Raw genomic sequence first — 22,547 nt, 5'->3', positions numbered from 1 at the left:
TGGTACTGTTGTAGGTAAAGCAACTGTTAAAGGTGTAAACGCAACAACTGTTGAAGTAACATTCAAAGATGCTGTTGAAAACGTAAACTCCTTGAACTTCACAATCGAAGGTTTAACTGTTTCTAACGCAGCAGTTAAACAATCTGACAACAAAACTGTTGTATTGACAACTGCTGTTCAAGAAGGCGGTAAAGAATATACAGTATCTGTTGACGGTAAAGAAGTAGGTAAATTCAAAGGCGTTTCAGCTGTAATTCCTACTAAGATTGATATCACAACTCAATCTGTACAAGGTAAAGTAGGTCAACAAGCAATCGTTTCTGCTGATGTAGGCGTGAAACAAGCAGGCATTCCTGTAACATTTAACGTAAAAGCAAACACAATTGGTACGCTTAATAAAGACCAAGTGTTTGAAGCGGTTACAGATGAGAACGGTATTGCAACATTCTCTTATACACAATATTCAGCTGGCACTGACTCTGTTGTAGCTTATCCAACAGGTGCTCCAACTGTGCGTAGCCTTGGTTATGTATTCTGGGGAGTTGACACAATCCTTTCCATTGAAGAAGTAACTAAAGGTGACACAATTAATAACGGTGCAAATAAGACATACAAAGTTACTTACAAAAACCCTGAAACTGGAAAAGCAGAAGCGAACAAAACTTTCAATGTTTCTGTTCTTGAAAACATCGGGGTAACAGCTGATAAGTTGCAAAATGTTACTATTAATGGTGTTGAGGTTTCTCAGTTAAGCAACAATACTAAAACAGAAGCTGCACAAATTACTACTGATTCAAAAGGTGAAGCTACTTTCACAGTTTCAGGCACAAATTCTGCTGTAACTCCAGTTGTATACGGTTTGAATACTACAACAGGTGAAAGCACTAAAACTTATAAAGCTTCTTCATTGCAAGCGGCTGCTTCCAAAGTAACATTCGGAGCTGTTCAAGCACAATACACTATCGAGTTAACTCGTGAAGGTGGAGAAGTTGCAGCAATTGGCGCTACTAATGGACGTGAGTACAAAGTAGTCGTCAAAGATAAAGAAGGTAAAGTTGCTAAGAACGAAATCGTTAACGTAGCCTTCAATGAAGACTTAGACCGTGTAATTTCTACAAATACTGATGCGCAATTTGTTGTTAACAAAGCTTACGCTGGTAAACAAATTTCTGTTAAGACAGATTCTAAAGGTGAAGCAACTTTTGTAATCGGTTCGAATACAGTTAACGCATATGCTACACCAATCGCATGGATTGATATTAATACTTCTAATGCTAAGCAAGGTACTCTTGACGAAGGTGAACCGAAAGCAGTAGCACCAATTTCTTACTTCCAAGAGGCTTATCTAGATGGCTCAGCAGTTAAATCATATTTACCATCAGATTTAACTGAGGCTGTTAAGAGCTTTAAAGGTAATGAAACAGCATTGTTCCGAGCAGAGCTAGTTAACCAAAGTGGTAAAAACATGCCAGGAACGTCAATTAAATCTGTAACGTACACAATCTATAATACGGGTGCTAATGATATTAAAGTTGGCTCTCAAGTGATTTCACCGAACCGTAGCTATACTGTAAGTTACACAGAACCAAACACAGATTTGTATGTGAATTCAATTGATAACAAAACAACTTCAGTAAAAGTAGTTGCTACAGGTATTGCTCGTAACACTGATGGCAAAGACTATGCATTCACTTCTAAAGAAGCGGAAGCGACATTTACTTCTACAACTTCTGTTGGTACAGAAATTACAGAGAGTGTCGTAGCTGTTAATAAAACTCACTTAGAATTCTCCGGTAAAGACCCAATTTCTTTGGCGGACGCGAAATTCTTTGGTGGTAATGGATCAGAGTTAATTGGAGTAGACGCATTTATTGCTGAATTAGAATCTTATCCAGCTGGTGTAGTAGTAACATACATCCAAGACAAAGACGGAAATAAATCTTTCAGAGTAGTACGTGCTTCTTCTACTTCTCCAAAAGTTAACGCAACTACTACATTAAATACAGCTAAGATTACTAAGGAAGCAGTTGCAGTAACAACAGCAACTCCTGCAACAGCAACTATTACTAGTGCTGCGCTTGGGACACAGTCACTAACTGTAAATGGTCAAACGTTTACGTATAATTCAGCTGCAACTGGAAGAGATCAGTATGTTTATAATTCAGTATCCGATTTAATTTCTAAAATTAATGCTGCTGGTGGTGTAGTTACCGCAACAGCAGATTCTGCTGACATTAAATTAGTTGGTAAGGCAGATGGTACTCAATTCACATACAGAATTGGATCACTAACTCCAGTAACAACAGAAAATGGAGTTAGAGAAGCTGATGCAACTAAACAAGAAATCACATTTACATTCTCAACTGCAGTGAATGTTTCTGTTGGCGCTGCTGTAACTGTAAACGGTACTACAGGTACTGTAGCAAGTGTTGAATCTCAAAAAGTGGTTGTAACACTTGATACAGCAATTCCTGTGGGTACTCCAGTAACTACGTTCAACGTAGGTGCAAACCCACTTAAATCTAAGTTGACTGATAAAGTTGTTACTGTAACTGGTGTTTCAGTATCTAACTAATTAAGTTTAATATCCTTATTTAACTTAGATGCGAGTCTGGTTGATTTAGGATAAAATATAAAACAGCCTTTCGACTGAGGTATCGGTTGAAGGGCTGTTTTCTATTAAACAATTAATAATTTTATAGTTACCATAAAATATTTGAAATATATTAGTGAATGAGGCAAGGAGGTGCTCTTTATACCAAAAAAAAAGACTATTTACGAAATGTATATATTAAGTACTTAGTATCATGAAAACACCTCATCCGTAGTGACTTTTGTAGTCCGATGAGATATACTGTAAAGGATATGGATAATAATATAACTGGAAGGCTGAACAATATTATGAGTCTAGAAAATTCGGTTAGAAGAAATATAGTGGTTAGTATAATCTTGTTAGCAACTGTTTGTTTGATTGTTGCAAATCTTTTAGGGAAATCACAGGATAAGACATTTTCCCAGAATGCAAGCACTTATAATGAGATGGTTAGTGCCCTTCAAGAAAATCATTTCGAAATAACAATAGAAAAATCTCGTTTGTTAGAGGATAGTCAAAAAAATACAGAAATGTACCACTATGTTATGGGACTTGCTACAGTGAGTGTTGGAGAATATAAAAAAAGTATGCAACATTTTCAAAAGGTCTTAGAAATTAATCCACATAATGTAGAAGATTCTATCTTTATGTTGCAATATGCTGAAATTCTCATCCATGCTGATATGAAAAAGGAAGCCCAAATTGTACTTGAAAAGTGCACTGAATTAGCTGCACCCGAAAGTTTTCCTGAGTATCAAGAAAGAATTGCGGAGTTGCAAGAGCAGCTTGCAGAGCAATTATAAGAAAGGAATTAAATTATGAGTTATTACTATAAAATAGAGAAAGAAACTATATTTGAGGACGAGGAAGATAAGTTATCCCAAACAAAAACTGATCGCTGGATTTTTGGTTTATTATTAATCGCCATCGGATTAGTACCTTTATTAGTTGGGGGTCATGTAAAAGATGTAATCGGCCCTAATATTACCAATATTGAGTTGCTTTCGAGTGGCTTGAAAGGGGATCTCTTTACATATTATAAAATGACTGTCCTCATAGTAATAACGGTGATCGCAGTTTTGTTATTACTCTCAAAGATTATGTTTATGAATGGTGTTCTTCGAAAGACAAAACTAAATATCTTCTTAGGCATTTTTTTGGCTGCGATTATTCTTTCTACATTGTTATCCCCAAGTATTTCTATCGCTCTCTGGGGGCAATTTGATCGCTCAGATGGTGCTGTATCATACATATGCTATTTAGCTTTATTTTTTGTTGCCATGAATATTCAATATCCGAAAAGGGCTATTCATTATGTTATGTATATATTATATCCATTTGTATTTATAAATTTCATCCTTATTACGATGAATTTCTATGGGTATGATGCCATGAAATATACTCCAATCCAAAAATTTATGACTTTGTTTCTTCCAGAAGGTGCATCATTGGGAGAAAGTTCTACTCTCGTAGGAACACTCAACCAATGGAATTACATGAGTGGGATGTTTGCGATTATCACTGTAATGTATCTTGCTTGGGCAATTTTAGATAAAAACAAAATTCGGAGCATAACAAATTTGTTTGTTGCTGTCGCTTCTTTAGCAATTATGCTTATGTCGATTTCTACTAGTGGCTTTCTTACATTAGTTGCATTTACTCCTTTTCTTTTAATAATCGCTTTTAAGTCTGAAAGTATTAAAAAGGGATTCTTGATATTAATAGTTTTCTATATTTTAAGTGTGCCGGTATTTCATGTTCTCGCTACAAAGGATTATAGAGTTTGGGACGAATCCATAGGTTTTATTGTTAAGGAAAATCCATATTTCAAGAAAACGCCAGTAGCTTTAGGAACTTCATACGACATAGATATTTTGTTTGGTCATAAAGCTTATGCAGCTGATTCTACATTTGAACTACCTAACCTCCCTGAAAGAGGAGTGGCCGCCGGTTCTGGGCGTGCTTATATTTGGGAGAAAACAATAAACTTAACTATGAATCGACCTTTAATTGGATATGGACTTGATACGCTTAAATATCATTTTCCACATTACAATATTGATGCAAGGTCAGGTATGCTGGACGAAAATACAATTATTGATAAACCTCATAGTATGTATGTCGGAATATTTTACGGTACCGGTATATTCGGTTTTATTGGCTTTGCTGGAGTACTATTATTAACAGTCATCTTTGCGGTAAAGATAATTTTCACAAGAAAACACATCTTATTGTCTGTTTTGGCTATAGGCTGGCTTGCCTTCTTATTCCAAGCGCTATTTAACGATTCACTTCCAGGGACAGCAGGACCAATGTGGGCTATTGCAGGAATCATGATGGGATTGTTACTAGCAAATAATGACATCAAGGAGAAAAATGATGGAAGAGACAATTGAGTTACGAGAATTAATGGAGATTATTTGGAGAGGAAAGTGGCTGATCGCTTTACTAACTGCAATATTCGTTTTAGCAGCAGCCGTCTTAAGTTGGTTTGTCCTACCTAAGCAATTTGTATCTAAGGCTACAGTTCAAGTAGCTAGTGAAGTACAGGATACAGGAATTATGTCTAGTTACGTTGCTGCAGAGTTTACACCAGTTGTATTTACACAACGAATAAAAAACCAAACTATGATGAATGAAGCTCTGCAAGAAGCTGGTTTCAATGAGAAGTTTGATGAAGAAAAGATTTCTATTACTGAACAGACAAATACGAATTTAGTAGAGTTGAGATATACTGCATCAACACCGGGTGATGCTCAAGAGAAACTGAACTTATTCATTCTAAAGGCAAAAGAACAAATGAATCAGTCAGTGAAAAATACATTAAATGAGCTTGAAAAGACATACGCATCAGAGGCTAAACATCTTTCCGCAGAAATCGAAACATTGATAGGACAATATAATCAAAAAGTTAGATCTAATGGTCTGCCAGAAATATTAATTATGCAAACACTAGTTGGTTCGCAAATTATCACACCGATAACAGATCAACAAATGACTGCATTAACTAAAGTGGATGGTACGTTGCATAACGATTTGATGCAAATGCAAGCGCAAATTGACTCTAAGTCAGCGGAATACAGATCTGTTTTAGATAAATATCAATCTGTGAAAACGGGTTTAGATAGTTTCCGTCCCGATCCATTTATCCGTCTGATTGTCGATCCAACATTGCCAGAGGTACCATCTGGACCTAATAAGGTATTAAATATGGCAATTGCTTTTATTATTGGATTAATGGCAGGGGTGGGAATTGCGTTTTTTCGAGAATATTGGAAGAACTCGGCGCCAGCAAAGTAAGCAGCAAGAGAGAAGGTTAATTGAATGAGTTATAGATTACGTTATCTCACATTTTTTATACTTGACTCAGCAATCGTTCTTTCGGCAATTTTTATGAGCTATTACTTACTGCATCCTACTATTCCTGGCTACTCGGATACTGTCATTCTAATTAGTGCTGTAACATTATTAATCAGTCACCATGTTGCCGCTTACTTTTTTCACCTATATGATCGTGTCTGGAGTGTTGCCTCCGTTCGAGAATTATTAACGATTGGGATTGCAGTAACAATCTCTGTTGCTGCGGCCAGTGGAATGCAATATTTGATCAAAAACGACATTTACTTTAGAGTCATGGCGATTACCTGGATGCTTCATATCATTATGATTGGGGGATCACGTTTCTTATTGCGCCTTGTCAAAGACCATGAGTCATTTATTGCTCAAGAAGAAATGCGGAGGGTTCTTATTGTTGGTGCAGGTCAAGCAGGGACTATGCTTGCGAGAAATCTTCAACAGGCTCATCAACCAGAATTTTTGCCAGTTGCATTCGTAGATGATGATCCAAGAAAGCAACATCTAAAAATCATGAACATTACTGTTCAAGGTAAGACGAAAGATATTGAAAGACTTGTGGAAAGAAAGAGAATAACAGATATCATAATAGCAATACCTTCCCTTGGTCGCGTAGGAATAAATAGTATTTATGAAAAATGTGCGAAAACCGGTGCGAAAGTTAAAATAATGCCCAAGATTGAAGATGTTATGACGGGAAAGGTCTCCGTAAATGATATGCAGGATGTCAGAATTGAAGATCTTCTTGGGCGAGAAGAAGTAAAGTTAGATTTAAAAGCAATTGCGGATAAGCTGACAAATAAAACAATACTTGTAACAGGAGCGGGAGGTTCAATTGGGTCAGAAATATGTCGGCAGGTATTAGAGTTTAGGCCTAAAGAATTATTGTTGCTTGGACATGGAGAAAGTTCTATCTACAATATTGATATGGAATTACGCAGTAAAGTTCTTATTAATACAACAAAGATAATCCCGATTATTGCAGACATACAAGATCGCGAAAGAATATTCGACATTGTAAGTAAGTACAATCCAGACGTCATTTATCACGCCGCTGCTCATAAGCATGTACCATTAATGGAGTCGAATCCCATGGAGGCAGTAAAGAATAATATTTTTGGAACAAAGAATGTTGCTGAAGCTGCTGATGCTTATGGTATTAAGCATTTTGTACTGGTATCGACTGATAAAGCAGTAAATCCGCCCAACGTAATGGGGTCTACAAAAAGGTTCGCTGAGATGATTATTCAAAATCTGGCAAAAACCAGCGAGACAAAGTTTGCTGCGGTTCGTTTCGGTAACGTGTTAGGTTCACGGGGAAGTGTGGTCCCATTATTCAAAAACCAGATAGCTAGAGGCGGCCCGGTAACCGTAACAGACCCGAATATGACTCGTTACTTTATGACGATTCCAGAAGCTTCAAAACTTGTTATACAAGCAGGTACACTGGCTTCTGGAGGAGAAGTTTTTGTTCTTGATATGGGGGAGCCTGTGAAGATTGTCGACTTAGCGAAAAATATGATCCGGTTATCAGGGTATTCGGAACATGAAATAGAGATTAGATACTCTGGGATCCGACCTGGTGAAAAGCTATATGAAGAGCTGCTAAATGAAAACGAGCGACAAAGCGAATATATATATCCGAAAATTTATATAGGAAAAGCGACCCCAATCAGTGAATTAGAAATGAATTATATAATGGAGAAGCTAGTGCATATGAATGATGAGGAATTAAAAGAAACGTTAGTCGGATTGGCAAATCGTAAGGTTGTAGAAACTAAAAATGCATTCTCTTTAAGATAATCATTAAATAAAGAAGGTAATATAATGAATTTTGCTATTATTGGTTGTGGCTTTATTGCTAATAAACATGCACAGGCAATTCAAAATGTGAAAAATGCAAAGTTAGTGGCAGTCTGCGATCGAGTTCCAAAATTGATGGAACCGTATACGACTCAATATGGAGCCACTCCCTATACAACAATAGAAGAAATGTTGAAAGATGACACAATTAACATAGTCAATATTTGTACACCTAGTGGTTCGCATGCTGATCTTGCTGAACTTGTTGCTGCTCATGGCAAACATATTATTGTAGAGAAACCGATTGCAATGACATTGACAGAGGCTGATCGGATTATTGATGCAGCCAATAATTACAATGTGGAATTGGCCGTAGTGCATCCTAATCGTTTTCGGCCAGCTGCTATGAAACTTAAGGAAATAATTGAAGAGAATCGATTAGGGAAGTTAAGTCATGCGCTCTGTACTGTCAATTGGAATCGAGGGCAAGAATATTATGATCAAGCCCCATGGCGAGGTACAAAAGCACATGATGGTGGGGTATTAATGAATCAAGCGATTCATAATTTAGATTTACTCTTATGGTATTTAGGAAAACCTAAGAAAGTGTTTGGGATGGGGGCGACGCGTCTCCGAAATATTGAAGCAGAAGATGTCTTTACAGGTATAATACAATTTTCATCTGGAGTTCTTGCTACTATTCAAGCTTCAACAACCGTATACCCAAAAAACTATGAAGAATCGATTACAATTTTCGGAGAAAAAGGAACTGTGAAAATTGGTGGAGCAAATGCTCTTTATTTTGAGACGTTAGAAATGGAAAGTATGGATTTTGACCAATGCAATGTTGTGATCAATGAACTTAAAAATGATCCTTGGGGCAAACCTGGCCATGAAGCAATAATAGAAGATATGATCCATTCGATCCAACATGGACGAAAACCGGCAATTACCGGTATAGAGGGTAGAAATGCAATAAAACTCGTTTTATCTTTATATGAATCCTCAAGCACAAATAAACTCGTGAATCTGTTGTAAAGGAATGAACAGAATGACTAAAGTACAGAACAAATCAAGTATATTAATAGATAAACTTAATACCAAAACGGCTACAATTGGTGTCGTAGGGTTAGGATATGTAGGACTTCCCCTAGCAGTTGAAAAAGCTAAAGCAGGCTTTACAGTGATTGGTTTCGATGTGCAAGAAGAAAAAGTGCAAATGGTGAATGAAGGAAAAAATTATATTGGTGATGTGATTCAAGAGGATCTTGAATCACTAGTTAAAACTGAAAAGCTAAAGGCGACTGCAGACTACACATTTATTCGTGATGTAGACGCAGTCGCTATTTGTGTTCCTACACCACTAGATATATATAAACAGCCAAATATGAAGTATATTGAAAGCTCAGCTAAAGCAATTGCAGAATATATAACAACCGGCACATTAGTCGTTCTTGAAAGTACAACATATCCTGGTACCACCGAAGAGCTTATCAAACCAATTCTTGAAAAAAGAGGCTTAATCATTGGGAAAGACATTTTCTTAGCATACTCACCAGAGCGTGTAGATCCTGGTAATAAACAGTTTAAGACAAAAAATACTCCCAAGGTGGTAGGTGGAGTTACAGAAAATTGCACGAAAGTTGCTGCTGCCATGTATCGTGCTGTATTGGATGGAGATGTGCATGAAGTGTCCAGTCCGAAAGTTGCAGAGATGGAGAAGTTGTTAGAAAACACCTTTCGAAATATTAACATTGCACTCGCCAATGAAATGGCTATATTATGTCATAAAATGAACATAGATGTATGGGAAGTTATCGATGCCGCAGCAACAAAACCTTATGGATTTATGCCGTTTTACCCTGGCCCTGGACTTGGTGGGCATTGCATTCCTATAGATCCATGGTATTTAACTTGGAAAGCCCGTGAATATAACTATCATACAAAACTTATTGAAACAGCGGGTGAAATAAATGATAGCATGCCTGACTTTGTTGTACAGCGTTGTGCTGCAATATTAAATGAACAAGGGAAGTCTGTAAAAGGGTCTACAATTTTAGTGCTCGGTGTTGCATATAAAAAGGACATTGACGATTATAGAGAGTCCCCTGTATTGCCAATTTTAGAACGACTAACTTTGGCAGGTTCAGAATGGGAAGTAGCTGACCCTTACGTGCCGGTTTTTAAGTTAAATGGAGAATTAATACAAACAATTGAGTTGACGAAAGAGAGATTACAAGCAGCAGACCTTGTAGTCATCGCGACAAATCATAGTAACTTCGATTATGAACTAATTAACAATCATGCAAACTTCCTCTTAGATACTAGGAATACAAATCAAGACTTTACCAAAGTGAAATATATAAAATTATAAATGGAAATTAGGAAGGGAATGAGGGCGCTTGAGTTATGAAAAACCAATTCGTTAAACATGTATTAACTTTAATGAAAGGTACAGCGATTGCACAATTCTTGCCTATTTTAATATCACCTATTTTAACAAGAATATATACGCCAGAGCAGTTTGGCCTTTTTGCAATTTATATAGCAATAATATCTGTTTTAACTCCAATTATTAGTGGAAGATATGAGCTTGCAATAGCGTTGCCTAAGGATGAAAGAAAAGCATTAGCGCTATTTTACTTAACTTTTTTGATAAATATCTGTGTTACGCTAGTTACAGTAATAATAGTTATGTCCTGGGGTCAAATTATTATGAAGGTTATGTCTCTACAGGATGAAAACTTGCTCTACTTACTTCCAATAGGCTTATTTTTAACTGGGCTTTTAAGTTCATTTACCTATTTAAATAACCGTTGGGGACGATTTGATTCTTTGGCACATTCTAAAATTAGTCAGTCTATAGGAATGGCAATAGCACAAATGGTAATTGGTCTTGCGAAATTAGGTAGTCTAGGGCTATTAATTGGCTACTGTTTTGGACAAGTAGCCTCATTAATTAGTCTTAATAAAAAAGCAGAGATCCCAATGATGTTTAAAAAAGAAAGGATCCATAAAAATACATTAGTATTAGTCGGAAAAGAATATAATGAGTTTCCCAAATATGCAATGATTACTCACTCAACAGAAGCGCTATCAGCAAATATTCCAAGTTTTTTACTAAGTAAATTTTTTGGGACACAATTTACTGGTTATTATTCGCTTACAACGCGTACGATTAGCTTGCCATTATCTTTAATTGGTAAAGCAGTCGGGGATGTGTTTTTATCTACTGCTAGCAAACTATATAGAGAGCAAGGTGAGTGTAAAGAACTTTATAAGAAGACATTTAAAGTTCTTGCTCTCATCCCAATTATTCCCTTTGTGCTCATGCTATTCTTTGCTGAAGAGCTATTTAGTTTTGTTTTTGGAGAGGAATGGGGAATAGCTGGTACGTATACAAAGATATTGTTACCTGCGCTTTACTTACAATTTATTTCTAATCCACTATCACATATGTTTGTCATAGCGAAAAAGATTAAAATAGAGTTTTTAATTCAATTCATTATTTTAATCTTATCAATTCTAGCGTTTGTTGTTGGATATTTTTATTTTAAGTCTTCACTTACCTCTTTATTAATGTTTTCGGGAGTATTAGTTTTGAAGTATATCATATTTATTGTTTTGTCATACAAATTTTCGCAAGCAAATCAACCTAAATAAATTACAACAGCATAGAGGATGAATAATGAAAAAAATAATAAAGAGTATACTGTGCGGTGAATTGTTTTTTGCATTACTTTTATTTTCTGGAGTTTTTAAGGAGAGTCTAAATTTACCTATAGATATCTCAATATTATTTATAGCATTAACTTTTATTGCAGTAGTTATTAAAATAGCGTCCAAAAAGAGGATTCATAAAACAATACTACTTCCGATCATTAGCTTGACTATAATTTATTCAATGTTTTTAATTAGCTATATAATTTCTCTAGGAGAGATTTATGCTACAGAGAAAATATTGAAATTCAGTTTTGTCACACTTCCTTCAATAGTATTTGCATTAATATTACTTGACAATAAAAAAGCTTTACATCGTTTTTTTATCTCTATTGCTATGATTGCTTTTGTATTGTCTGTATTTTCATTGCCTTCTATATTTCATAGGGGATCTTCACTGGGTTTTATCGGGTTTAATGGTGGTAACTATCAAGGATTAGCTTTGTTAAATGGAATTGGATTGATCATTCAAGTTTTCTACTTTTTACTAGAAGCGCATAGTAAGAGATTGAAAATGTTGAGTTTACTTGTTGCATCAATTACAGCTTTTGTCTTATTTGCGACTGGAAGTAGAATGCCTATTTTGGCGTTTATCGTTACCTCGGTTTACATACTTGGTAATTCATTTTACTTTAGAAGAGATATAATCTTTTTACGCAAAGGTGTTAAATTACTATTTTTGTTATCTACTTTGTCTATACCTTTGTTGTGTATTATGGTTAATAAAGGATTTTTTGAAACGATTATATATAGGTTTAGTGTTTTATTTACGGAAGAGAGTGGTGGGGATTCTTCTGCAGGAAGAATCGAGCGATATAAATCGGCCTATGAAATGATTAAACGGTCACCATTTGTGGGGGAAGGTTTAGGTGGTTTTCCTCTTTACTATTCAGGGGAGGATATATCTGACTACCCACATAACATCATACTAGAGATCATCGCCGAAATGGGCTTAATTGGATTAGTAGTTTGTATAATATTTTTTGCACTAAGTCTTTTTAGAACCCTTAATTTATATCGGAGTAGCTATAAGTTTATTCCTACTTTAGGTATGGTAACGGTAGGCGTTTTCATATATTACTTATCATTTGCAATGGTTAGTGGAGATATTAATAGCAATCGAATTCTTTATGTATTTATGGGGATAATGTGTATGTTTCCAACTATTTTTGAAGTGGAAGATTATAAGAAAAATAATTTGTTTGCAACAAGAAAGGAAATCTTATGAGACAATATCAAAGGTGTATAAATTGTGTAATGGATACAACAGATCCAGAAATTGAGTTTGATCATGAAGGAGTTTGTAATCATTGTAGGCATGCAAAAGAAGTTGGGAAGCGAATTTGGTTTCCAAATGAGCAAGGACAAAGGAAACTAGAATTAATTATCCAGAAAATAAAAAGTGAAGGAGAAGGGAAGCGCTACGATGCAATTGTTGGATTAAGCGGGGGAGTTGATAGCTCATACTTAGTCTATAAAGCTAAAGAATGGGGATTACGCCTCCTTGCTGTTCATGTTGATGCTGGGTGGAATAACAAAATTGCTGAAGAAAATGTACAGGCAATATGTAAGGATGGAAACATCGATTTAGAAATTGTGAAAATCAATTGGGAAGATATGAGAGAATTACAATTATCATTCTTGAAAGCGGCTGTACCCAATCAAGACATACCACAAGATCATGCTTTTTTTGCAACATTATATACTTATGCTGTAAAAAATAATATTAAGTATGTATTAAATGGATCAAATTGGGAAACGGAAAATATACTTCCTGGGTCGTGGGGGTACAATGCAATGGATGGCAGCCACGTTATAGATATACAACGAAAGCATGGTGAGAGGCAACTGAAGAATTTTCCGATCATGAACCTCTATAAATTAAAACTCTATTATCCTTTCGTTAAGAAAATGAAGGTAATTGAGCCCTTGAACCTTCTACCATATCATAAAGAAGATGCAATAAAGGAACTTGAGAGCAATACTAATTGGAGATATTATGGCGGGAAGCATTATGAATCTATTTGGACAAGGTTTTTCCAATCATATTATCTTCCAGTGAAATTTAACTTTGATAAAAGGAAGGCACACTTATCTAGTTTAATTGTGTCAAAACAAATTACCCGTGATGAGGCTTTGAAAGAGTTGGAAGAAAAACCATACGATGATTCTAAAGTAAGTGATGAAAAAAAACAAATTGCAAGCAAATTGGGTATTTCTATTGATGAGTTAAGTGCTTTAATTTCGTCTGAAAATAGAAGCCACTCCGAATACTATTGCACAGGAAACACTTTTCTTTACAAACAAATATTTAAGATTCATAAATTTTTACAACGGTAAAACATTTACTTGTTGACAATATGAAAAATGTGAAAATAACTAAAAATGAGTAGTGAGGATACCCTATGAGAGTTTGTCACCTAACATCTGTACATAGTCATACAGATACAAGAATATTTATTAAAGAGTGCAAGGCCCTTGTGGAAGCTGGTTATGAAGTCCATCTTGTGGCTCCTGGAGCCCCATCTTCAGTTATTGATGGGGTTCATGTTCATGGGATTGTCAAAGAAACTGGTGGTCGTGTTAAGCGTATGACGAAAACTGTTAAACATGTTTTTAAGAAGGGGCTTTCAATAGATGCGGATGTCTATCATTTTCACGATCCTGAACTAATACCAACAGGGCTAAAACTAAAAAAAATGAAAAAAAAAGTAATTTATGATGTTCATGAAGATTTACCGAGAGATATTATGTCGAAACATTGGATTCGCCCAATTTTTCGAAAGCTAATTGCTAATCTGTTTGAGCGATACGAGAACAAGTCGTCTAAAAAGTTCGATTTAGTTTGTACATCAACGCCTTTTATTAAAGATAGATTTAAATCGATTGGTTGTAATGCAGTAGTTATTCATAATTATCCTCTACTAAATGAATCGAAAACAATAAAGAGCGCTTGGTTAGATAAAGAAGATGTTGTCTGTTATGTTGGTGGAATAACGTTTGTAAGAGGAATTAATGAAATGGTTCAGTCATTGCCATTAACAAACAGTAAAGTGGAATTGTTACTTGGTGGTACCTTTGCATCTATGAAAGAAAGTGAGGCTTCAAAAAAGTTAGACGGTTGGGGCCATGTAAGAGAACTAGGATATTTGAATCGAGAAGAGGTGTATGAGACATATAAGAGATCAAAGGCAGGTTTGGTTGTACTTCATCCAATTAATAGTTATATAGAATCTCTGCCAATAAAAATGTTTGAATATATGTCGAGTGGCATTCCAGTCATTTGCTCAAATTTTCCTTTGTGGGCGAATATAATAAAGGACAATAAGTGTGGAATTTGTATAAATCCTCTCAACCCTCGTGAGTTAGCTAGCGCCATAGATTATATTATCGAACATCCTGAAGAAGCTTATAGAATGGGGTTAAATGGTAGAGCAGCTGTTGAAAAATACTTTAATTGGGAAGCCGAAAGTAAGAGACTTGTTTCTGCCTATGAAAGATTACTTAAGTAATGACAGATTAAAAGGAGTTATTATGACAGGAATTATCGGGGCTATTACAAAAGAAAATGACGTACAAGCAATAATCAAGAGGGGTTGTAAGGTATCTGGTTATGAAGAGAATTACTATAGTTATGAGAACAATTGGGGGATTGCTTTTGCCTCTCAAAGGCAATATCGAATAGAACAGATGAGTTCGAATGTTCAATCAATGTGTTTTCAGGGTAGAGGGGTTATAGCTTTTGATGGGGTACTATATAACTCTCATGAACTCCGTCAAGAATTGAAAGGCCTGGGCTACGGTTTTAAATCTAATTCGGATACTGAACTGTTATTAACTTGCTTACATCATTATGGTATAGAACAAGCAATATCAAGATTTAATGGTATGTGGGCATTCGTTTGGCATGACCTAGAAAATAAAAAGATTTATCTATGCCGTGATCGACTGGGTGTAAAACCACTTCAATATATGATGGAAGAGAATAAATTGTATTTCGGATCTGAAATTAAAACCATATTAGAAATGGCTGATAAAAAATTTGATTTAAATGAACAAAAAATAGGTGAATATATTGCTCAATCACTTCAAGTGACAAATGAGGAAACATTTTTTAGAGGAATTAACCATTTTCCGGCTGGGTGTTATGCAGTTATCGACTTAACTAAAAACATTATTAAGGAATTTCCTATTAAACAATATTGGTCCTTGAAACTAGAAGAAGGTTTAATTGCTTCCGAAGAAGTCTTAATAGAAGAGATTCAAAATCTTTTTTATGATGCTGTTAATCTACAGTTAAGAAGTGATGAACAAGTTGGAGTATTATTATCCGGAGGTATTGACTCTTCAGCAATTACAGGTGTTATGCACAAACTATTAGGTAAAGAAGTCAAATTAAATATTTTTTCAGCTGTAAGTGAGGATAAACGTTTTGATGAGTCATATTTTATTGATTCAGTTGCAGAATTCTTAGGAAGATCAGTGAATAAGGTCACATTGGATTTTGGACCAGAAGAGGCGATAACCCTTTTAGATAAAGTAAACTGGCATAACGATGAACCCGTTGGATCATTTTCGAATGTTGCTCATTATTTATTGATGAAAAAAGCTAATGAGTTAGGCATTTCCGTCATTCTCAGTGGACAAGGCGCAGATGAATTATTATGTGGATATCGTAAGTATGTAGGGTTTTATATTCAGAGTTTGATTAAGCAAGGAAAGTTAATAAAAGCAATGCGTGTTTTATGGGGATTTAAAAAAAGAGGCACAATAGTTAATCAGTTTTCAATACAGGAAGCTAAAAGGTATTTACCGAAACAACTGAAACCAAAAGAAATAAATATTTTGGGCAAACGAGTAATTGATAATTATCGACCAGTATTTATAGGATTAGGAATAGAGAATGATGTGAGAAGAAGACAAGTTTTGGATGTGCAAAAATTTTCCGTTCCAGTCATATCACATTTTGAAAATAGAATGTCGAGGGCTTGGTCTTGTGAGATTCGAATGCCTTTTTTAGATCATCGTTTAGTTGAAAAGTTTATCGGACTTCCTATAGATGCAAAACTAAACCATGGATGGACAAAGTATATTTTTAGAAAATCAATTGAAACAATTTTACCTGCCGAAGTTGTTTGGCGCAAAGATAAACAAGGTTTTGTCAATCCACAGAGTGAGTGGTTGAAAAAAGAACTCAAAGAAAAAGTGAAGGAGCATTTTTCAGAGGAAAGTATGATTGTGAAATTAGAATTAATTAACTACGAAAGATTAAATGAGAAGTATGAAAAGTATTGTACCCAAAGGGCAGGGACAGGGAATATATGGTTTAAAGATATTTTTTCACCATTAGCCTTAGAAAGTTGGTTGCGACAATATCAAAAATATATTAATAAATATGAAAAATGATACAAATAAATCTCCGCGAAATGTTAAGAAATTAGAGGGACATAATGTGCGAAAATCTTTTATGTTAGTTTGTTGTATTGTTTTCTTGATGATTGGATGTGAAAACAAATCTAATCCAGGATTTGTTGATGATTCCTCGGAAGTCCTTATCAACAATGAGTTAAATTATCAAGATGAGAAGGAACTGTGGGATAAAGTATTACGAAAATACTTAAACGAACCGCTTTGGATTGAACGAGATATATATGATGCAGGTCATAACTTAATGGTACCAATTCATGCAGCGTTTATTAAATGCAATAATGATTGGATTATGGATATTGATAGGCATTTTAAGTCTTTTGTTGAGGACTATGACGTTGAAAATGAAATTAGTCTTTTGAATAAACTTCATTATTACTATGCTGCAAGTCGATATCTAACACTTCTGGTAGAAAACGATGTTCCACTAGAAGATTATCATCTTCAATTAGCAGAGTTATTAAAGTTGGAGTTGATAAAGTTTTGGGAGGTTGAACCTGCGTGGCATTGGGATTATGAGGATTTTATTGGAATAAAGCAACGTTTGGAGTATAAACTTAATTTAAGTAATCCTAGATTTAGTTATGATAAAGCAATCATTGATGAAGAGTTGTTTATTGTATCAATTGGTTCGGATTTAAAATACTTTTATGAAAGCCAATATATAAGAAACCCCATTCTTGAAGAAATTAATCAATATGGCCAACGTATTTTTATTCAAGAAGGAAAGTTGCTTGATGAAGGTGGTTGGTTGTTTCAAGAAAATGTGTGGAAAGACCATCCTGATTATGCATTCAGTGGATATAATTCAATAAAAGAAATAGAAGGAGGTAAACGTAAAGTACGAGAATTCTTAAATACAGATAGCTCTCATGGTACAAGATTACCTTTGCAAATATTTAGTGTAATGAAAGCAACAAATTCGATGAAAGAGAAACAATTATTGAAAGAAGTTTTTGAGAATATAGAATTGCAATTTTATGAAAAAATCCTAAGCAGAAAAAATGAAATATATATTTTAAATAATTTCATGGATGGTTCTAATGGTGTTTTTCGGTATGACTATGAAACGAATAAGGGAACTGGTTATGGACCCCACTCTCTTTCAGGTATATTAATGGTTGGTTGGTATAATTTTTTAAATACAGAAAGAGTCAGTAATATTTTTAAAGAGATGTCATTGCAATTCCCGATTGATATAAAAGTTTATAGTAAATATTACTTAGATAAGACAAATAGAGTTAGAAACCCGTTAGCTAAGGAACCTGAAGCTTATTACAATGGATTGTATCAGTTGATTTTGCTACTTTCCTCACAACCATTATTAAAAGAAGAATAGTATTTTAGAGAGGAAGTATTTATATGATAATACCGATGTTAGATCTATCCGAACAATATGAAACAATTAAAGAAGAAATATTGTCAAAACTAGACCAAGTTATGTCCTCTTCTCAATTCATCCTCGGTAGTCATGTTAAACAAGTTGAAAATGATATTGCCGAAATGAGTAAAACAAAACATGGCATTGGCGTGGCAAATGGGTCAGATGCAATCCATATCGCATTACAAGCTGCTGGGGTCGGAAGTGGGGATGAGGTTATTACTACATCATTTACTTTCTTTGCAACAGCTGGTGCGATTGTACGTGCCAATGCGGTACCTGTATTTGTAGATATTGATCCAATTACTTATAACATTGATCCTTCCAAAATTGAAGCGGCCATAACAAACAAAACCAAGGCTATTATTCCAGTTCACTTATATGGACAGATGGCAGATATGGACTTAATTATGAATATTGCAGAAAAGTATAATTTACATGTTATTGAGGATGCTGCACAAGCAATTGGCTCTAGTTATAAAGGAAAACAAGTAGGTGAAATGAGTAGTGCTGCTACTTATAGCTTTTTCCCTACAAAGAATTTAGGCGCATATGGTGACGGCGGAATGATCGTTTCAAATAACGACGGCATTGCGGAACTTGCACGTGTAATTCGTGTTCATGGTAGTAAGCCAAAATATCATCACCATGTGCTGGGCTATAACAGTCGTTTGGATGAAATGCAGGCTGCAATACTCAGTGTGAAACTTCCTCATTTGCCAGCTTGGGGGGAGAATCGCCGAAAACATGCCGCATACTATTCCGATAAGTTGAATTCTAAGCTTGGAAAGTATGTTGTGGTGCCATTTGAAGTCGACGGCAATTATCATGTGTATCATCAATATACTATTCGTGTTAAAAATAGAGATGAACTTCAAGTTTTTTTGAAAGACCAAGGAATTGCAACAATGATTTATTATCCAATTCCATTACATTTACAGCCCGTATTTAAGGAATTAGGTTATCAGACTGGGGATTTCCCAGAAACTGAAAGGATGGCTAAGGAAGCATTATCATTGCCAATGTTCCCAGAGCTTAAAAAGGAACAACAAGATTATGTCATTCAGAAAATTGTTGAGTTCTATTCCTCAAAATAACTGTAAAGTTTAGTTGATAAGTATCTAAACGAAAGGTGAATTTGAATGATAAAAGAAAAGGGTCAGAATGTTCTCATTGGAGAAAACGTGAAGTTCGGAAGCAATGTAGTGATTGGCAATAATGTGGTGATTTATGAAGGTACGATAATCGGACAAAACGTTATTATTCAGGATAATGTTGTAATCGGTAAACAGCCTGTAAGAGCAAAGGCTTCTATACTTCCTGATGTAAAAAAATTACCCCCAACCATCATCGGATCGGGAGTGACTGTAGGTACATCTGCTGTTATTTACGCAAACGCAGAAATTGGTGAAGATGTGTTCGTTGCAGACTTGGCAACCGTACGGGAACGTGTGAAAATCGGAAAGAAGACGATTGTTGGTCGGGGAGTAGCAATAGAAAATGACTGTGTGGTCGGTAGTAATTGTAAACTTGAAACCAACTGTTATATCACTGCATATTCAGAGTTAGGGGACTTTGTATTTGTTGCGCCCTGTGTGGTTACGACGAATGACAACTATTTAGCTCGTGGAAAAGAAAGATTTGATAAGTTTAAAGGTATTACTGTGAAAGATGGAGGAAGAATTGGTGCAAACGCTACCGTACTGCCAGGGAAAGTGATTTATGAAGATGGGACAGTGGCAGCGGGAAGTGTTGTGTCTAGAGATGTGGAGAAGGAAAGTCTGGTTGTAGGTTCCCCCGCTAAGGAGTTAAGAAAAGTTCCTCAAGATCAGTTGCTGAGAAATCAATGAAAAAATTAAATATATGGATTTTAAATCATTATGCAATATCACCAAAATCAATTGGCGGCACTAGACACTATGATCTTGCCAAAGAGCTTGTAAGAAGGGGGCATACGGTAAGGATATTTGCCTCGTCTTTTAACCATTTTACTAAGGAAGAAACTACGGTTTATGAAAAGGGTATATCGAAAGAGGAAGATTTTAATAATGTAAAGTTTACTTGGATTAAAACTCCGAGTTATCAAAAATCAGTTAAACGAGTGTTAAATATTATTACTTTTACATATCGTCTCAATAAAGTGTTGGCCAATTATATAAAACACGAGAAACCTGACTTGATAATTGGATCCAGTGTTCATCCTTTGACACCACTTGTAGGATTAAATAAGGCGAAAAAGGTTAAAAGCCTGTTTTATTTCGAAGAAAGAGATTTATGGCCACAGACATTTATAGATTTTGGCATGTTAAGTGAAAAAAATATTCTAACCCGTCTATTATTAAAAATAGAAACATATTTATATAAAGAGTCGGATAGAACAATATTTTTGTTTGACAAAGCACACAAATATGCTTTTACTAAAGGCCTAGCTAAAGGTAAAGAAGTACTTATTCCAAATGGATATAGTATTCAACGTTTAAATGATTCTATTAAATTCAAGGAAATCAACGAAATGCTGTCTTATTATAAGGGTAAAAAATTATGTCTTTATGTTGGAAGTATGGGTGAGGCGAACCATATGTTACCACTACTTGAACTTACCCAGACAATGAAACAAGAAAAAGAGTACCATTTTTTATTTGTTGGTCAAGGGCCGTTAAAGAAATCTTTAAGTGAATATATTGAACATAATCACTTAACTAATGTAACTTTTATTGATCCAGTTCCCAAAGAACAAATCCCCGATCTTCTACGCCATGCAGATTATGGTATGATTTCTATAAAAGACTCTCCTTTATATAAATGGGGTTTTAGCATGAATAAAATCTATGATTACTTGTCAGTAGGACTGCCTGTATTAATGTATTCTAGTTTGGATAGCATCGGAAATCTAGAGCAATCAAATGCAATAATTAACTTTAAGACTACTGAGGAAATGAAGGCCTTTTTATTAAATCCTTCTAAAATCGATAGAGAAGCTATTCAAAAGTTTGCTATGGAGCATTATTCTTGGGAAGTACTCTCGAATAAATTACTTGAGATTGTAGAAGAAGATATAGTTAGAAAGTAACGTGGGAAAGTGTGACGGAATGAAAAGGATATTTGATGTTGTGGCTAGCTTTCTAGCATTGTTACTATTGTCTGTTATTATTGGTTTAACGGCGTTGTTAATTAAGTTGAAGATAGGTTCACCGGTTATATTTACTCAAGACAGACCTGGTTATAGGGGAGAAATATTTCGTTTGTATAAGTTTCGTTCGATGACTAATGAGCGGGATACTCACGGTCAGTTTTTGCCTGATGAACTTCGCTTAACTTCCTTTGGAAGGCTAATTAGAAAATTAAGTTTAGATGAATTGCCACAATTATGGAATGTATTAAAAGGTGATATGAGTTTTGTTGGACCTAGACCTTTATTGGTAGAGTATTTACCACTTTATAGTGAACGGCAGTCAAAACGTCATAATGTCCGACCTGGCATAACAGGATGGGCACAAGTAAATGGCCGCAACGCAATTACATGGGAAGAGAAGTTTGAGTTGGATGTTTGGTACGTTGAGAATCGTTCGTTTTGGTTGGATTTAAAGATATTATTCATGACAGTCCTGAAGGTGCTGAGGTCTGAAGGAATAAGTCAGAACGGACAGGCTACGATGACAAAGTTTCGAGGAACTAATGGAGGTAAGAAACCGTGAAGGATATTGTAATATATGGATCAGGCGGGTTTGCCCGTGAAGTTGCACAATTAATTGAGGATATTAATGAACGTTCAGCCCAATGGAATTTGCTTGGATTTATTGATGACAATATTGAGAACCATGGCTATGTTATTAACGAGCTACCAGTGTTGGGTGGGTTAGAGTGGATAGTAGCAAAGGAAGAAATAGCAGTAGTTCTAGGAATTGGTTCTCCAAATGCAAAGAAAAAAGTAGTTGCAAAATTGATAGATTTTTCAAATATATTATTTCCGAATCTTATCCATCCGACAGTGAAATTTTCTAGATTCAATACAATAGGTAAGGGAAATATACTTTGTGAGGGGAATATCTTAACTACAAATATTACAATCAAAGATTTTGTTACTATTAATTTGAATTGTACTATTGGTCATGATACTCTTATTTCTTCATATAGTACTATTTTACCTAATGCCTCAGTTTCTGGGAATGTTATATTTGAAGAGAGGGTAGATGTTGGAACTAACGCTACTGTTATACAAGGTAAGACAGTTGGAGAGGGAACGATTGTAGGTGCAGCTGCCGTAGTAGT

Annotated in this window: 18 protein-coding genes; all 18 read left to right on the top strand. The window is 35.2% G+C overall.

What is annotated here, in order from left to right:
* The coding region (locus NCCP2222_RS17335) for a hypothetical protein (RefSeq protein WP_248513637.1) at nucleotides 1-2,575 on the top strand (2,575 nt) is incomplete at its 5' end.
* Between the two features lie 326 nt (nucleotides 2,576-2,901).
* Entirely contained in the window at nucleotides 2,902-3,396 is a 495-nt protein-coding gene (locus NCCP2222_RS17330; RefSeq protein ID WP_248513636.1) for a tetratricopeptide repeat protein, read from the top strand.
* Between the two features lie 15 nt (nucleotides 3,397-3,411).
* Nucleotides 3,412-4,989, top strand: a complete 1,578-nt coding sequence (locus tag NCCP2222_RS17325; protein ID WP_248513635.1) for an O-antigen ligase family protein — start codon at nucleotides 3,412-3,414, stop codon at nucleotides 4,987-4,989.
* The gene (locus NCCP2222_RS17320; protein ID WP_248513634.1) at nucleotides 4,973-5,893 is read left to right on the top strand and encodes a Wzz/FepE/Etk N-terminal domain-containing protein; all 921 of its coding nucleotides are present in this window, start codon (nucleotides 4,973-4,975) and stop codon (nucleotides 5,891-5,893) included. The genes NCCP2222_RS17325 and NCCP2222_RS17320 overlap by 17 nt, the downstream gene beginning before the upstream one ends.
* Before the next feature lie 24 nt (nucleotides 5,894-5,917).
* Complete coding sequence (locus NCCP2222_RS17315) at nucleotides 5,918-7,750, top strand: polysaccharide biosynthesis protein (RefSeq protein ID WP_248513633.1); 1,833 nt, start codon at nucleotides 5,918-5,920, stop codon at nucleotides 7,748-7,750.
* A gap of 21 nt (nucleotides 7,751-7,771) precedes the next feature.
* The gene (locus NCCP2222_RS17310) at nucleotides 7,772-8,788 is read left to right on the top strand and encodes a Gfo/Idh/MocA family protein (RefSeq protein ID WP_248513674.1); all 1,017 of its coding nucleotides are present in this window, start codon (nucleotides 7,772-7,774) and stop codon (nucleotides 8,786-8,788) included.
* Between the two features lie 13 nt (nucleotides 8,789-8,801).
* On the top strand, nucleotides 8,802-10,124 hold the full coding sequence (locus NCCP2222_RS17305; RefSeq protein ID WP_248513632.1) for a nucleotide sugar dehydrogenase: 1,323 nt from the start codon (nucleotides 8,802-8,804) through the stop codon (nucleotides 10,122-10,124).
* Between the two features lie 35 nt (nucleotides 10,125-10,159).
* A complete protein-coding gene (locus NCCP2222_RS17300; protein WP_248513631.1) occupies nucleotides 10,160-11,413 on the top strand; it encodes a lipopolysaccharide biosynthesis protein in 1,254 nt (417 codons plus the stop codon).
* A gap of 25 nt (nucleotides 11,414-11,438) precedes the next feature.
* On the top strand, nucleotides 11,439-12,698 hold the full coding sequence (locus NCCP2222_RS17295) for an O-antigen ligase family protein (RefSeq protein WP_248513630.1): 1,260 nt from the start codon (nucleotides 11,439-11,441) through the stop codon (nucleotides 12,696-12,698).
* Entirely contained in the window at nucleotides 12,695-13,810 is a 1,116-nt protein-coding gene (locus tag NCCP2222_RS17290) for an N-acetyl sugar amidotransferase (RefSeq protein WP_282570730.1), read from the top strand. Before NCCP2222_RS17295 ends, NCCP2222_RS17290 begins: the two co-directional genes overlap by 4 nt.
* 65 nt (nucleotides 13,811-13,875) lie before the next feature.
* A complete protein-coding gene (locus NCCP2222_RS17285) occupies nucleotides 13,876-14,982 on the top strand; it encodes a glycosyltransferase family 4 protein (protein WP_248513628.1) in 1,107 nt (368 codons plus the stop codon).
* A complete protein-coding gene (asnB, locus tag NCCP2222_RS17280) occupies nucleotides 14,897-16,876 on the top strand; it encodes an asparagine synthase (glutamine-hydrolyzing) (protein ID WP_248513627.1) in 1,980 nt (659 codons plus the stop codon). The genes NCCP2222_RS17285 and asnB overlap by 86 nt, the downstream gene beginning before the upstream one ends.
* A gap of 46 nt (nucleotides 16,877-16,922) precedes the next feature.
* A complete protein-coding gene (locus NCCP2222_RS17275) occupies nucleotides 16,923-18,236 on the top strand; it encodes a hypothetical protein (protein WP_248513626.1) in 1,314 nt (437 codons plus the stop codon).
* Between the two features lie 23 nt (nucleotides 18,237-18,259).
* Nucleotides 18,260-19,375 carry a DegT/DnrJ/EryC1/StrS family aminotransferase gene (locus NCCP2222_RS17270; protein ID WP_248513625.1) on the top strand — a complete coding sequence of 372 codons (1,116 nt, stop codon included), beginning with the start codon at nucleotides 18,260-18,262 and terminating at the stop codon, nucleotides 19,373-19,375.
* Nucleotides 19,376-19,420: 45 nt separating this feature from the next.
* On the top strand, nucleotides 19,421-20,128 hold the full coding sequence (locus tag NCCP2222_RS17265; RefSeq protein WP_248513624.1) for an N-acetyltransferase: 708 nt from the start codon (nucleotides 19,421-19,423) through the stop codon (nucleotides 20,126-20,128).
* Nucleotides 20,125-21,348, top strand: coding sequence for a glycosyltransferase family 4 protein (locus NCCP2222_RS17260; RefSeq protein ID WP_248513623.1), 1,224 nt, complete (start codon nucleotides 20,125-20,127; stop codon nucleotides 21,346-21,348). Before NCCP2222_RS17265 ends, NCCP2222_RS17260 begins: the two co-directional genes overlap by 4 nt.
* 19 nt (nucleotides 21,349-21,367) lie before the next feature.
* Nucleotides 21,368-21,973 carry a sugar transferase gene (locus NCCP2222_RS17255; RefSeq protein ID WP_248513622.1) on the top strand — a complete coding sequence of 202 codons (606 nt, stop codon included), beginning with the start codon at nucleotides 21,368-21,370 and terminating at the stop codon, nucleotides 21,971-21,973.
* Nucleotides 21,970-22,547 (top strand): acetyltransferase (locus NCCP2222_RS17250; protein WP_248513621.1); only part of this gene is annotated, 578 nt, incomplete at its 3' end. The genes NCCP2222_RS17255 and NCCP2222_RS17250, both read left to right, overlap by 4 nt.

The organism is Sporosarcina sp. NCCP-2222 (assembly GCF_023168145.1).
In the GTDB taxonomy this organism is placed as follows: Bacteria; Bacillota; Bacilli; order Bacillales_A; family Planococcaceae; genus Sporosarcina.
This window is presented reverse-complemented; position numbering and strand designations above follow the sequence as displayed.